This is a genomic window from Kitasatospora sp. NPDC001261 (assembly GCF_042896795.1).
GTDB lineage: Bacteria > Actinomycetota > Actinomycetes > Streptomycetales > Streptomycetaceae > Kitasatospora.
Genome location: NZ_JBIAXP010000004.1, coordinates 57,736 through 71,870 on the forward strand (window position 1 = coordinate 57,736; position 14,135 = coordinate 71,870).

12 protein-coding genes are annotated in these 14,135 nt (G+C 72.7%); 10 read left to right on the forward strand and 2 right to left on the reverse strand.

Features of this window, described 5'->3' with window-relative positions; all coding sequences use genetic code 11:
• From hisS to rpsD, 6 genes are all read left to right on the forward strand, one after another.
• Complete coding sequence (gene hisS, locus ACFY4B_RS07125; protein WP_049651818.1) at nt 1–1,263, forward strand: histidine--tRNA ligase; 1,263 nt, start codon at nt 1–3, stop codon at nt 1,261–1,263.
• Nucleotides 1,260–3,050 (forward strand): aspartate--tRNA ligase, encoded by a 1,791-nt coding sequence (gene aspS / locus ACFY4B_RS07130; RefSeq protein ID WP_049651817.1) that lies wholly within the window; start codon nt 1,260–1,262, stop codon nt 3,048–3,050. Before hisS ends, aspS begins: the two co-directional genes overlap by 4 nt.
• Nucleotides 3,051–3,151: 101 nt before the next feature.
• Complete coding sequence (locus ACFY4B_RS07135) at nt 3,152–3,652, forward strand: GNAT family N-acetyltransferase (protein WP_259316510.1); 501 nt, start codon at nt 3,152–3,154, stop codon at nt 3,650–3,652.
• Nucleotides 3,653–3,788: 136 nt separating this feature from the next.
• Nucleotides 3,789–4,607, forward strand: a complete 819-nt coding sequence (gene ppk2 / locus ACFY4B_RS07140; protein ID WP_117487155.1) for a polyphosphate kinase 2 — start codon at nt 3,789–3,791, stop codon at nt 4,605–4,607.
• Nucleotides 4,608–4,663: 56 nt separating this feature from the next.
• Nucleotides 4,664–6,118, forward strand: a complete 1,455-nt coding sequence (locus ACFY4B_RS07145; protein WP_387966763.1) for a replication-associated recombination protein A — start codon at nt 4,664–4,666, stop codon at nt 6,116–6,118.
• A 309-nt stretch (nt 6,119–6,427) separates the two neighbouring features.
• Nucleotides 6,428–7,042, forward strand: coding sequence for a 30S ribosomal protein S4 (gene rpsD, locus ACFY4B_RS07150; RefSeq protein WP_030240707.1), 615 nt, complete (start codon nt 6,428–6,430; stop codon nt 7,040–7,042).
• 103 nt (nt 7,043–7,145) lie between these two features.
• On the opposite strand, the gene ACFY4B_RS07155 is transcribed toward rpsD, so the two are convergent.
• Nucleotides 7,146–7,472, reverse strand: a complete 327-nt coding sequence (locus tag ACFY4B_RS07155; protein ID WP_387966764.1) for a tetratricopeptide repeat protein — start codon at nt 7,470–7,472, stop codon at nt 7,146–7,148.
• 48 nt (nt 7,473–7,520) lie between these two features.
• Nucleotides 7,521–9,749: an ATP-binding protein gene (locus ACFY4B_RS07160; RefSeq protein ID WP_387966765.1), complete on the reverse strand. Its 2,229-nt coding sequence runs from the start codon at nt 9,747–9,749 to the stop codon at nt 7,521–7,523.
• A 220-nt stretch (nt 9,750–9,969) separates the two neighbouring features.
• On the opposite strand from ACFY4B_RS07160, the gene ACFY4B_RS07165 reads away from it, so the two are divergent.
• From ACFY4B_RS07165 to ruvX, 4 genes are read left to right on the forward strand one after another with little or no spacing between them, the layout of a single operon-like run.
• The gene (locus ACFY4B_RS07165; protein WP_387966766.1) at nt 9,970–10,449 is read left to right on the forward strand and encodes a DUF948 domain-containing protein; all 480 of its coding nucleotides are present in this window, start codon (nt 9,970–9,972) and stop codon (nt 10,447–10,449) included.
• 4 nt (nt 10,450–10,453) lie between these two features.
• Nucleotides 10,454–10,879 (forward strand): DUF6167 family protein, encoded by a 426-nt coding sequence (locus tag ACFY4B_RS07170; protein ID WP_053112171.1) that lies wholly within the window; start codon nt 10,454–10,456, stop codon nt 10,877–10,879.
• Entirely contained in the window at nt 10,879–13,548 is a 2,670-nt protein-coding gene (alaS, locus tag ACFY4B_RS07175) for an alanine--tRNA ligase (protein WP_049653992.1), read from the forward strand. The genes ACFY4B_RS07170 and alaS overlap by 1 nt, the downstream gene beginning before the upstream one ends.
• Nucleotides 13,548–14,027: a Holliday junction resolvase RuvX gene (gene ruvX / locus ACFY4B_RS07180; RefSeq protein WP_049653990.1), complete on the forward strand. Its 480-nt coding sequence runs from the start codon at nt 13,548–13,550 to the stop codon at nt 14,025–14,027. Before alaS ends, ruvX begins: the two co-directional genes overlap by 1 nt.
• The last annotated feature ends 108 nt before the right edge of the window (nt 14,028–14,135 follow it).

Consider the following 14,135-nt stretch of genomic DNA (forward strand, 5'->3'; position numbering starts at 1 on the left):
TTGAGCACCTTCACCGCCCCCAAGGGCACCTACGACCTGCTGCCCCCCAGCTCCGCGACCTTCCTGGCGATCCGCGAGCGCATCGCCGCGCCCGCCCGCCGGGCCGGTTACGGCTACGTCGAGACCCCGGTCTTCGAGGACGTGAAGCTGTTCTCCCGCGGTGTCGGCGAGTCCACCGACATCGTCTCCAAGGAGATGTACACCCTCACCACCAAGGGCGGCGACGAGCTCGCGCTGCGCCCCGAGGGCACCGCCTCGGTGCTGCGCGCCGCGCTCCAGGCCAACCTCCACAAGCAGGGCAACCTGCCGGTCAAGCTCTGGTACTCGGGCTCGTACTACCGCTACGAGCGCGCCCAGAAGGGCCGCTACCGCCAGTTCTCCCAGGTCGGCGCCGAGGCGATCGGGGCCGAGGACCCGGCGCTGGACGCCGAGCTGATCATCCTGGCCGACGACGCCTTCCGCTCGCTGGGGCTGAGCGACTACTCGCTGCTGCTCAACAGCCTCGGCGACAAGCAGTGCCGCCCGGTCTACCGTGCCGCGCTGATCGACTTCCTCTCCGGCCTGGACCTGGACGAGGAGACCCGCCGCCGCGCCGAGATCAACCCGCTGCGCGTCCTCGACGACAAGCGCGAGTCGGTGCAGGCCCAGCTGGTCGGCGCCCCGATGCTGCGCGACTACCTGTGCGAGGCCTGCAAGGCGTACGACGAGAAGGTCCGCGAGCTGCTCACCGCGGCGGGCGTGGCCTTCGTGGACGACCCCAAGCTGGTGCGCGGCCTGGACTACTACACCCGCACCACCTTCGAGTTCGTGCACAACGGCCTCGGCGCCCAGTCCGCGATCGGCGGCGGCGGCCGCTACGACGGCCTGTCCGAGATGATCGGCGGCCCGGCGCTGCCGTCCGTCGGCTGGGCGCTCGGCGTGGACCGCACCTACCTCGCGCTGGAGGCCGAGGGCGTCGCCCTCGACCTGCCGGCGGCCACCTCCGTCTACGCCGTCGCGCTCGGCGAGGAGGCCAAGAACACCCTGTTCGCCAAGGTGGTCGAGCTGCGCCGGGCCGGCGTGGCCACCGACCTCGCCTTCGGCGTCAAGAGCATCAAGAACGCCATGAAGTCCGCCGACCGGTCCGGCGCCCGCTTCGCCCTGATCGCCGGGGACCGGGACCTCGCCGAGGGCGTCGTCCAGCTCAAGGACATGAGCACCGGCGAGCAGACCCCCGTCGCCCTCGACGCACTCGTCACCACCCTGAAGGAGAAGCAGCTGTGATCCGCACGCACGACGCGGGCACGCTCCGCCCGGAGCACGCAGGCACCACCGTCACCCTGGCCGGCTGGGTCGCCCGCCGCCGCGACCACGGCGGCGTCGCCTTCATCGACCTGCGCGACGCCTCCGGCACCGTGCAGATCGTGGTCCGCGACCTCGACTCGGTACACGGCCTGCGCGCCGAGTACTGCGTCAAGGTCGTCGGCGACGTCCGGGTCCGCCCCGAGGGCAACGAGAACCCCGACATCCCGACCGGCGCCGTCGAGGTCGTCGTCAGCGCGATCGAGGTGCTCTCCGAGGCCGCCCCGCTGCCCTTCCCGGTCGCCGAGTACGAGCCGGGCACGGTCAACGAGGAGGTCCGGCTGCGCTACCGCTACCTGGACCTGCGCCGCGAGGGCCCGGCCAAGGGCCTGCGCCTGCGCTCCAAGGTCAACAACATCATCCGCCGGGTGATGGAGGAGAACGACTACCTCGACATCGAGACGCCGTACCTCACCCGCTCCACCCCCGAGGGCGCCCGCGACTTCCTCGTCCCGGTCCGCCTCCAGCCCGGCCACTGGTACGCCCTGCCGCAGTCGCCCCAGCTGTTCAAGCAGCTGCTGATGGTGGCCGGCATGGAGCGCTACTACCAGATCGCCCGCTGCTTCCGCGACGAGGACTTCCGCGCCGACCGGCAGCCGGAGTTCACCCAGCTGGACATCGAGGCCTCGTTCGTCGACCAGGAGGACGTCCTGGCCCTCGGCGAGAAGATCGTCGGCTCCATCTGGCGCGAGGTGCACGGGTACGAGATCCCGAACCCGCTGCCCCGGATGACCTACGCGGACGCCATGGGCCGCTACGGCTCGGACAAGCCGGACGTCCGCTTCGGCCAGGAACTCACCGACCTGACCGAGTACTTCAAGGGCACCGAGTTCCGCGTCTTCCAGGCCCCGTACGTCGGCGCCGTGGTCATGCCCGGCGGCGCCTCGCAGCCGCGCAAGCAGCTGGACGCCTGGCAGGACTGGGCCAAGGCGCGCGGCGCCAAGGGCCTGGCCTACGTGCTCATCGACGCCGAGACCGGCGAGCTGCGCGGCCCGGTCGCCAAGAACCTCTCCGCGGAGCACCTGGCCGGCCTCGCCGCCGCCGCGGGCGCCAAGAACGGCGACGCGGTCTTCTTCGCGGCCGGCAAGGAGCGCGCCTCCCAGGAGCTGCTCGGCGCCGCCCGTCTGGAGATCGGCCGCCGCTGCGAGCTGATCGACGAGTCCCAGTGGGCCTTCCTCTGGGTCGTCGACTTCCCGATGTTCGAGCCGATCGAGGACGACAAGGGCCAGTTCCAGGGCTGGCACGCGGTGCACCACCCGTTCACCGCCCCGACCGCGGAGTCGCTGGCCACCTTCGACACCGACCCGGGCTCGGCGCTCTCCAACGCCTACGACCTGGTCCTCAACGGCTCGGAGCTGGGCGGCGGTTCGATCCGTATCCACCAGCGCGACGTGCAGAAGCGGGCGTTCGACGCGATCGGCCTCTCCGAGGAGGAGGCGGCCTCGCAGTTCGGCTTCCTGCTGGACGCCTTCAACTACGGCCCGCCGCCGCACGGCGGTGTCGCCTTCGGCCTGGACCGAATCGTCACCCTGCTGGGCGGGTACGACACCATCCGGGACGTCATCGCCTTCCCGAAGACGTCCACCGGCGGCGACCCGCTGACCGGCGCCCCGACCCCGATCACCCCGGCGCAGCGCCGCGAGGCCGGCGTGGACGCCAAGCCGAAGGTCCGCGAGGACGCCAAGGGCGAGGCCCAGCCCCAGTCCTGACACCGCGTCATCCGCTAACCTGCAACGGCCCCGGACGGCTCACCCGCCGTCCGGGGCCGGTCCACAACGGTGTGTGACACAGGGAGGGTTGACTCTTGCAGGTGACCACAAGAATCGAATGTCCGGAGGACGCCCCGGCGACCAGACGCGTCCACATGGCCGCGTTCCCCGGCCCGGACGAGGCGGACCTGGTGGACGCGCTGCGCCGCGATCCCGCCTGGCTGCCCGGGCTGTCCGTGGTGGCGGTCGACGGGGCCGGGCTGGTGATCGGCCACGCGCTGCTCACCCGGCTGCTCGTCGGCGACGGCAAGGCGCTGGCGCTCGGGCCGGTCGCGGTGGCGCCCGAGTGGCAGCGCCGGGGCGTCGGCGAGCTGGTCGTCCGGGCCGCGCTGGCGGCGGCCGAGGACGCGGGCGAGAAGCTCGTGGTCGTCCTCGGCGACCCGGAGTACTACGCGCGGTTCGGCTTCGCGCCGGCCGGGCGGCACGAGGTCACCGGCCCGTTCGAGGTGCCGGAGGCGTACTTCCAGGTGCTGCCGCTGCCGTCGTACGACGGCACCCCGCGCGGGCTCTGCCGCTACCCCGAGCCCTTCGTCGCCGTCTGACCTCTCCCGGCACCTCTCCCCAGGGCCGGTCCACGAGACCGGCCCCGGTCGCCACAGCCCCCGCCGACCTGCGGAACCGGCCGTGGGCGCCTACGGTGAGTGCTGATCAGCATTCAGCCGGACGGAGGAACCGAGGGTGGCCGAGCAGCAGCGGACCGGGAAACCGGCGCGACTGGCCAGGAAGCCGTACGAGCGGGAGCTGCTGCGCCTCCAGGAGGAGCTGGTGAAGCTCCAGGAGTGGGTGCGCGTCGAGGGCGCCCGGCTGGTGGTGGTCTTCGAGGGGCGCGACGCCGCGGGCAAGGGCGGGGCGATCAAGCGGGTGACGGAGTACCTCAACCCCCGCATCGCCCGGGTCGCGGCGCTGCCCACACCGACCGAGCGGCAGAAGACCCAGTGGTACTTCCAGCGGTACGTCGAGCACCTGCCGGCCGCCGGGGAGATCGTCCTGTTCGACCGCAGCTGGTACAACCGCGCGGGCGTCGAGCGGGTGATGGGCTTCTGCACCGACGAGGAGTACTGGCAGTTCCTGCACCAGTGCCCGACCTTCGAGCGGATGCTCACCGAGTCGGGCGTCCTGCTGCGCAAGTACTGGTTCTCGGTGAGCGACACCGAGCAGCAGCGGCGCTTCCGGGACCGGCTGGAGGACCCGATGAAGCGCTGGAAGCTCTCCCCGATGGACGTCGAGTCGATCACCCGCTGGGAGGACTACTCGCGGGCCAAGGACGAGATGTTCATCCACACCGACACCCCGGACTCGCCCTGGCACGTGGTGGAGAGCGACGACAAGCGCCGGGCCCGGATCAACATGATCGCCCACCTGCTGTCCACCGTGCCGTACCACGAGATCAGGGAGCCGCGGGTGCAGCTGCCGCCCCGCCCCGCCTCGCGCGGCTACGAGCGGCCGCCGCGGGACCTCCAGAAGTACGTCCCGGACCACGCCGCCGGGCTGGAGTAGGACGGGCCCCGCGCAGCTCTTGGCGGGCTGTCCGAGCCCTCGCATAGGCTTCCGGTGTGGACGAACCGGACCTCTTCACCGCCGCCGCCGAGGAACGCCAGACCAGGGAGCCCGGCCGGGCGCCCCTGGCCGTACGGATGCGTCCGCGCACCCTGGACGAGGTGGCCGGGCAGCGGCAGCTGCTGAAGCCCGGCTCGCCGCTGCGCCGCCTGGTCGGGAGCTCGCGCGGCCCGGCGGCGACCAGCTCGGTGATCCTCTGGGGCCCTCCCGGCACCGGCAAGACCACCCTGGCGCACGTGATCAGCCAGGCGGTCGAGGGCCGCTTCGTGGAGCTGTCCGCGATCACCGCCGGGGTCAAGGAGGTCCGGGCGGTGATCGACGGTGCCCGGCGGGCGGTCGGGATGTCCGGCCGGGAGACGGTGCTCTTCCTGGACGAGATCCACCGCTTCTCCAAGGCCCAGCAGGACTCGCTGCTGCCCGCCGTGGAGAACCGCTGGGTCACCCTGATCGCGGCGACGACCGAGAACCCGTACTTCTCGGTGATCTCCCCGCTGCTGTCCCGCTCGCTGCTGCTCACCCTGGAGTCGCTGACCGACGAGGACATCCGGGCGCTGCTGCGCCGCGCGGTGGCCGACGAGCGCGGGCTGGAGGGCGCGCTGGAGCTGACCGCGGAGGCCGAGGACCACCTGGTGCGCCTGGCCGGCGGGGACGCCCGGCGGGCGCTCACCACGCTGGAGGCGGCGGCCGGGGCGGCGCTGGAGAAGGGCGAGCCGAGCATCACGCTGGCCACCACCGAGACGGCGGTCAACCAGGCGGCGGTGCGCTACGACAAGGACGGCGACCAGCACTACGACGTGGCGAGCGCGCTGATCAAGTCGATCCGCGGCAGCGACGTGGACGCCACCCTGCACTACCTGGCCCGGATGATCGAGGCGGGGGAGGACCCGCGGTTCATCGCCCGCCGGCTGATGATCTCGGCCAGCGAGGACGTCGGCCTGGCCGACCCGACGGCCCTGCAGACGGCGGTGGCGGCGGCCCAGGCGGTGGCCCTGATCGGCTTCCCGGAGGCCCGGATCATCCTCTCCCAGGCGGCCATCGCGCTGGCCCTGGCGCCCAAGTCCAACGCCGCCTACCTGGCGATCGACGCGGCGCTGGCGGACGTCCGGCAGGGCCTGGCGGGCGCCGTCCCGTCCCACCTGCGGGACGCGCACTACGGCGGCGCGGGCAAGCTCGGCCACGGCAAGGGCTACCGCTACCCGCACGACCTGCCGGAGGGCATCGCCGCCCAGCAGTACGCGCCGGACGCGGTGCACGGCCGGGAGTACTACCAGCCGACCAGGCGCGGCGGCGAGGCGCGGTACGCGGAGGTCGTGGAGTGGACGCGCGGGCGGCTGCGCGGGGAGCGCAGGGTGGAGAAGAAGGCCGAGCAGAAGGCGGAGCAGAAGCCCGAGCAGAAGCCGCGGAAGGCGGCCGCGCCGGCCGAGGAGCAGCCCGGGGAAAAGGGCGAGTGATCCACCGGTATACTCGATCGGAGTGCCATGTCCCGGGACGGCGGCGGGGGAGACCCCACCGACCGGCCGCACCAGCGGGACACCGGCCGTAGGCCCCCTCGAGGGGCCCGCACCAGGAGCGTCGCGCACCGTTTCGGTGTCGCGGACGGGCCCGGATTCCGGGCCGGTCCGTGTGACCAGCACTTCCGTGCCCGGCTCCGGAGAGCGGCTGACCGCATCGCCTCGGCGATGGGTTGTCTCCGGGTCGCGAGATGCGACCTCCGTCAACACCTGGTGAAGCCGTATTCGTAAGCAAGGAAGGTTTGGTTCATGGCGAACCAGAAGCGTCCCAAGGTCAAGATCGCGCGTGCGCTCGGCGTGCCGCTGACCCCGAAGTCCGTCAAGTACTTCGAGGCCCGCCCGTACCCGCCCGGCCAGCACGGCCGTGGCCGCAAGCAGAACTCGGACTACAAGGTCCGTCTGCTCGAGAAGCAGCGTCTGCGCGCCCAGTACGACCTGAGCGAGAAGCAGATGGCGCGCGCGTTCGACCGCGCGAAGAAGGCCGAGGGCAAGACCGGTGAGGCGCTCGTCGCCGACCTGGAGACCCGTCTGGACTCCCTGGTCCTGCGTTCGGGCATCGCCCGCACCATCTACCAGGCCCGCCAGATGGTCGTCCACGGCCACATCGAGGTCAACGGCGGCAAGGTCAACAAGCCGTCGTTCCAGATGAAGCCGGGCTTCGTGGTCACCGTCCGCGAGCGCTCCAAGGAGAAGGTCCCCTTCCAGGTCGCCCGTGAGGGTGGCTACGCGGGTGAGGGCCAGACCCCGAAGTACCTCGAGGTCAACCTGAAGGCCCTGGCCTTCCGCCTGGACCGTGCGCCGCAGCGCAAGGAGGTCCCGGTGATCTGTGACGAGCAGCTGGTCGTCGAGTACTACTCGCGCTGACCCGGTTCCGCTCTTCGCGACACCACGAGCGAGCCCCCGCCGCCTTTCGAGGCGACGGGGGCTCGCCCCTTTTCCGCTGTTCCCGCGGTTCCTCCCGCTGCCGTCAGATGCTCTCGCCGGCCATCGCGGCGGCCAGCCGCAGGTGCGGGCGGGCCTCCTCGGCGCGGCCCTGGCGCTCCAGGGTGCGGCCGAGCATCAGCCGGGCGTAGTCCTCGGCCGGGTCGGCCTCCAGGATCCGCAGCAGCTCGGCCTCGGCGCGCCGCAGCTGGGCCGAGTGGAAGTAGCTGCGGGCCAGCAGCATCCGGACCGAGAGGTTGGTCGGCTCCTCGGCCAGGACGCCTTCGAGCATGCGGGTCGCGTCGGTGTACGCCTTGGAATCGAAGTAGAACTTCGCCATGCGGTACTCGTTGGCGGCGTTGTGGACGGCCATGGTGCTCCTTCCGAGCAGTTCCTTGCCTCCTCAAGCAATCGGCAAGTTTCAACTATTCCGCACCGCCGAGGGCGCCGGCGCGGGCGGCACCGCGCGGGGATCCGGCACCGGCTCCGCGCCCTCCGCCGTGCCCCCGCCGCCGAGCGCCCGGGCGACCGCCGCGTCCAGGTCCAGCAGGGTGCCGGCCTCGTAGCACTCCTCGTACTCCTGGGCGCTCAGCCCGGCCAGGGCCCGCTCCGCGCACTCCTGGTGCGGGCCGAAGAAGTTCCGCGAGCCCAGGAACGGGTTGCCGACCGCGCGCCAGATCCGGTGCGCGGCCCCCTGGAGCACCCGCGCCTCGCGCAGGTCGCCCGGCTCGCCCGGGCGGCTCGGCTCGGTCTCCAGCAGCGCCAGCAGGTCGATGCCCAGCACGATGCCGAGCAGGTCGCGGAAGAGGTGGTTCAGCCGCACGCACTCCCGGGCCAGCATCCGGGCGGGCTGGACGGCGCCGTCCAGCCAGTGCGAGTACGCCATCGCGTAGAGCACGTACCCGTAGGCCCACTGCTCGCCGTGCTCCTCGCACAGCTCGCGGGCCTGGCCGAACCAGAGCTCGCCGCTGTCCAGGTCGCCCTGGAACAGGTAGGCCAGGCCCAGCTCCAGCATGGCCATCACCACGTTGCTGTTGAGCTCGCCGATGGTCCGGTAGTGCCAGAGCGCCTCCTCGAACAGCTCGGCGGCCCGGTCGGGGTCGTCGCCGACCAGGGCGACGCAGCCCTGGCGGTGGACGGCGTGGGCCAGGGCCCGGTCGTCGCCGGTGTTCAGGGCCTGGCGGCGGCACTCCTCCAGCGCCGGGCGGGCGAAGCCGAGGTCGCCCTGGAGGGTGGCCGTGTAGCCGGTCACCCAGAGCGCCTTGGCCCGGGCCTCGGTGGGCTCGCGGTCCAGGGCGAGCGCCCGGTCCAGCCAGTGCCGGCCCTCGCCGAGGTGGCCGCAGCCGATCCAGTAGAACCAGAGGGTGCCGGCCAGCAGCAGGGCGATCTGCTCCTCGCCGGGCTCGGCGAGGCAGAACTCCAGCGCCGCGCGGAGGTTGCCGTGGGCCAGCTGGGTGCGCTCGGCGGTCTCCGCCTGCCGGGGGCCGAACCACTCGACCTCGCCCCAGGTGGCGACGCCCAGGTACCAGTCCCGGTGGCGGCGCAGCAGCCGCGGCTCCTCGCCGGCGGCCCGCAGCCACTGGCCGCCGTACTCGCGCAGGGTGTCCAGCAGCCGGAAGCGCACGCCGAAGGCGCTGTCCTCGCGCAGCACCACGGACTTGGCGACCAGCTCGTCGAGCAGGTCGAGCACCTCTTCGGCCTCGATGCCCTCGCCGGCGCAGACGTACTCGGCGGCCTCCAGGTCGAAACCGCCGGCGAAGACCGACAGGCGGGCCCAGAGTAAACGTTCCTGCACGGTGCAGAGCTCATGGCTCCAGCCGATCGTCGTGCGCAGCGCCCGGTGCCGGGGCAGGGCCGTCCGGGAGCCGCCGGTGAGCAGCCGGAAGCGGTCGTCCAGCCGGGCGGTGACCTGCTCCACCGACAGCGCGCGCAGCCGGCCGGCGGCCAGCTCCACGGCCAGCGGGATGCCGTCCAGCCGGCGGCAGAGCAGCGCGACCGCCTCCGCGTTGTCCGCCGTCACCTCGAAGGACGGCAGCACCGCCCGGGCCCGGTCGGCGAACAGCCGCACCGCGTCCGGCAGCGCGCCCGACCGCGCCGGGCCGGCGGGCGCCGGGCCGACCGGCAGCGGAGCGAGGGTCAGCAGGTGCTCGCCCGAGGCCCGCAGCGCGGTGCGGCTGGTGGTCAGCAGCCGCAGCTCGGGCAGCGCCCGCAGCAGCGCGTCGGCCAGTTCGGCGCAGGCCTCCACCAGGTGCTCGCAGCCGTCCAGCACCAGCAGCAGGCGCCGGCCGTCCAGCCGGTCGGTCAGGACGTCCAGCGGCGGACGGGCGCCGCCGTCGGTGAGCCGCAGCGCCTCCAGGACGGCGTGGCCGAGCAGCAACCGGTCCTGTACGGGGGCCACGTCCACCAGCCAGGTGCCGTCCGGGAACGCGTCGGCCGCCCGGGCCGCCGCGCGCAGCGCCAGCCGGCTCTTGCCCACGCCGCCGGGCCCGGTGACCGTCACCAGCCGGGCCGTGGCCAGCAGGCCGGCCAGCTCGGCCAGCTCGCCCCGCCGCCCGACGAAGCCGGTCAGCTCGGCCGGCAGCCGGCCGGGCTCCGGCTCGGGCGGCCCCGCCTCGGGCTCCCCGGGCTCCGCTCTCCAGTCCCCGGCCAAGGGCTGCTCCCCGTGCTCCAGGCCGGACCGTCGCGGTCCGGACGTGCGTCGGGCCGTACGGGCGACGGCCTGCCAGGCAGAACGAGGTGACCGGCCGGTAGGTTACGCGCGCCGATCGCACACCCGACCGGATCGCCGGGGAGAGAACCCGGTCCGGAAACCGGGCGTCGGCGCGATAGGGTTCCCTCTGAAGAGCTGCAAGGCGAGGGAGCGCGCAAAGGTGTCCGTGGGAGAGCTGGCCGGATTGCTCGTCGCCGTCTTCTGGGCGGTCCTGGTCACCCTGCTCGCCGTGGTGCTGGTCCGCCTCTCCCGGGTCCTCAAGGAGGCCGCCGTCCTGGTCTCCGCCGTCACCGAGCAGGCCGTCCCGCTGCTGACCGACGCGGGCGCCGCGGTGCGCAGCGCCAACGAGCAGCTGGAGCGGGTGGACGAGATCACCGCCAACGTGCAGGACGCCGCCGCCAACGCCAACGCGCTCTCCTCCACCGTGGCCGCCACCCTGGGCGGACCGCTGGTGAAGGTCGCGGCGTTCAGCTACGGCGTGCGCAAGGCCGTCGCCCGGCAGCAGGGCGGCGTGCCGCCGGCGCCCTCGCAGGCCGGCGAGCGCGAGGAGCTGGCCCGGCTGATCCGGGCCGAGGTCCGCGCCGCGACGGCGCCCAGGAACGGACTGTTCTCCCGGGTCCGGCGCGCGGTGAGGGGCTGACGGCATGGTGCGACGCATCTTCTGGATGGCGGTCGGCGCCGGCGCCACCGTCTGGGCCATGAACAAGGCCAACGAGGCCGTGCACCGGCTGACCCCGGACAGCCTCTCCGGCACCGCCGCCCGCGGTGCGCTGCACCTGGGCGACCTGGCCAAGCAGTTCGCCCAGGACGTGAAGGCCGGCATGGCCGAGCGCGAGGAGCAGCTGAAGGACGACCTCGGGCTGCACGGCACCGCCGTGGTGGAGCCCCGCGGCGACCGCCGGGTCCTGCGCGGCGAGCCGCAGTACCGAGCTATCTCGGCGGCGCCCGGTAGCCCGGCCGCCGCCCTGCCTCCGTCCCGCAGCGCCCGTACCACCCCCCAGACCACTGAAGAAACGCCCCGCCGCGCCCTGCCGCCGCGGGGCGGCACCCCGAACCGGAAGGACCACTAATGGAGTCGGCTGAGATCCGCCGCCGCTGGCTGCGCTTCTTCGAGGAGCGCGGCCACACCGTCGTTCCGTCGGCGTCCCTGGTCGCCGACGACCCCACCCTGCTGCTCGTCAACGCCGGCATGGTGCCGTTCAAGCCCTACTTCCTGGGCGAGGTCAAGCCGCAGTTCTCGCGCGCCACCAGCGTCCAGAAGTGCGTGCGCACCCTGGACATCGAGGAGGTCGGGAAGACCACCCGGCACGGCTCCTTCTTCCAGATGTGCGGCAACTTCTCCTTCGGCGACTACTTCAAGGAAGGAGCCATCAAGTTCGCCTGGGAGCTGCTCACCACTCCCGTCGCGGACGGTGGCTACGGCCTGGAGAAGGAGAAGCTCTGGATCACCGTCTACAAGGACGACGACGAGGCCGAGCAGATCTGGCGTGACGTCATCGGCGTGCCCTCGGAGCGCATCCAGCGCCTGGGCATGAAGGACAACTTCTGGTCGATGGGCGTCCCCGGCCCGTGCGGCCCGTGCTCGGAGATCAACTACGACCGCGGCCCCGCGTACGGCGAGGAGGGCGGCCCGGCCGTCAACGGCGAGCGCTACCTGGAGATCTGGAACCTGGTCTTCATGCAGTACGAGCGCGGCCACGGCGACGGCAAGGACGGTTTCGAGATCCTCGGCGACCTGCCGAGCCGGAACATCGACACCGGCCTCGGCCTGGAGCGCCTCGCCGCCATCCTGCAGGGCGTCGACAACCTTTTCGAGATCGACACCAGCCGGATGATCCTCGACCGCGCCGCCGAGCTCACCGGCCACACCTACGGCGCCGACCACAAGGCGGACGTCTCGCTGCGCGTGGTCACCGACCACATCCGCACCGCGCTGATGCTGATCGGCGACGGCGTCACCCCCGGCAACGAGGGCCGCGGCTACGTGCTGCGCCGCATCCTGCGCCGCGCCATCCGCAACATGCGCCTGCTGGGCGCCACCGGCGTGGTGGCCAAGGACCTCACCGACATCGCCATCAAGGCGATGGCCCCGCAGTACCCGGAGCTGGAGAGCGACCGCAAGCGCATCGAGACGGTCGTCGTCGGCGAGGAGGCGGCCTTCCTCCAGACCCTGAAGGCCGGCACCAACCTGCTGGACGCCGCGGTCACCGAGACCAAGCAGTCCGGCGGCGCGGTGCTCTCCGGCGACCAGGCGTTCAAGCTGCACGACACCTACGGCTTCCCGATCGACCTGACCCTGGAGATGGCCGAGGAGCAGGGCCTCCAGGTGGACGAGGCCGGCTTCCGCCGCCTGATGCAGGAGCAGCGGGACCGCGCCAAGGCCGACGCCAAGGCCAAGAAGATGGGCCACGCCGACGTCGCCGCGTACCGCGAGGTCGCCGACACGTCCGGCGCCAGCGTCTTCACCGGCTACTCGCTCACCGAGGGCGAGGCCACCGTGGTCGGCCTGCTGGTGGACGGCGTCCCGGCGCCGGCCGCCTCCGAGGGCGACGAGGTCGAGATCATCCTCGACCGCACCCCGTTCTACGCCGAGGGCGGCGGTCAGCTCGCCGACCAGGGCCGGATCCGGCTGGAGTCCGGCGCGGTGGTGGAGATCCGCGACGTGCAGCAGCCCGTCCCGGGCGTCATCGTGCACTCCGGCGGGGTGCTGTTCGGCGAGGTCGTGCTGGGCGCCTCGGCGTACGCCACGATCGACACCGAGCGCCGCCGGGCGATCGCCCGCGCCCACTCGGCCACCCACCTGACCCACCAGGCGCTGCGCGACGCGCTCGGCCCGACGGCCGCCCAGGCCGGCTCCGAGAACGCCCCCGGCCGCTTCCGCTTCGACTTCGGCTCGCCCGCCGCCGTTCCCGGCAGCGTGCTGGTCGACGTCGAGCAGAAGATCAACGACGTGCTGACCCGCGAGCTGGAGGTCACCGCCGAGGTCATGACGATGGACCAGGCCCGCAAGGCCGGCGCCATCGCGATGTTCGGCGAGAAGTACGGCGACGAGGTCCGGGTCGTCACCATCGGCGACTTCTCCAAGGAGCTGTGCGGTGGCACCCACGTCGGCAACACCGCCCAGCTGGGCCTGGTGAAGCTGCTCGGCGAGTCCTCGATCGGCTCCGGCGTGCGCCGCGTCGAGGCGCTGGTCGGCAGCGACGCCTACCGGTTCCTGGCCCGTGAGCACACCGTGGTCGCCCAGCTCACCGAGCTGGTCAAGGGCCGTCCGGAGGAGCTGCCGGAGAAGATCTCGGGCATGCTCGCCAAGCTCAAGGACGCCGAGAAGGAGATCGAGCGCTTCCGCGCCGAGAAGGTGCTGGCCGCCGCGGCGGGCCTGGCCGACTCGGCCGAGGACGTGCACGGCATCGCCGTGGTCGCCGCGCAGGTCGCCGACGGCGTGGGCGCGGACGAGCTGCGCAAGCTGGTCCTGGACGTGCGCGGCCGCCTCGGCTCGCGCCCGGCCGTGGTCGCCGCGTTCACCGTGGCGAACGACCGCCCGCTGACCGTGATCGCCACCAACGAGGACGCCCGCGGCCGCGGCATCAAGGCCGGCGAGCTGGTCCGGACCGCCGCCAAGACCCTCGGCGGCGGCGGTGGCGGCAAGGACGACGTCGCCCAGGGCGGCGGCTCCAACCCGGCCGCGGTCGGCGAGGCCATCGCCGCGGTGCTCGGCCTGGTCGCGGAGCGCGCCAGCTGATGGAGCTCGAGGAGAGGCCCTTCCGACGGGGTCGGCGGATCGCCGTCGACGTCGGGGACGCCCGGATCGGGGTCGCGTCCTGCGACCCCGACGGGGTGCTCGCCACGCCCGTGGAGACCGTCCCGGCCGGGGTGAAGTCGCAGGCCAGGATCGCCGCCATCGTCGAGGAGTACGACGCGATGGAGGTGATCGTCGGGCTGCCGCGTTCGCTCAGCGGCAAGGAGGGCCCGGCGGCGGAGAAGGTCCGGGCGTACGCGACCCGGCTGGCGAACCGGCTCTACCCGGTGCCGGTGCGGCTGGTGGACGAGCGGATGTCGACCGTCACCGCGACCCACGGGCTGCGCGCCTCGGGGGTCAAGGCGAAGAAGGGCCGCTCGGTGGTCGACCAGGCCGCCGCGGTGGTGATCCTGCAGACCGCCCTTGAGTCCGAACGGGTGAGCGGACGCCCGCCCGGTGAGAGCGTCGAGGCGGTCGGCTGACCGGTCTGATCTAACGTCCCGTTGAGGGGTCCGTGCGGACGCGTCCGCACGGACCCCTTTTCGTTCGCTTCCTTGTCTGTTTTGGATCGATTCATGTCGATCCGGATC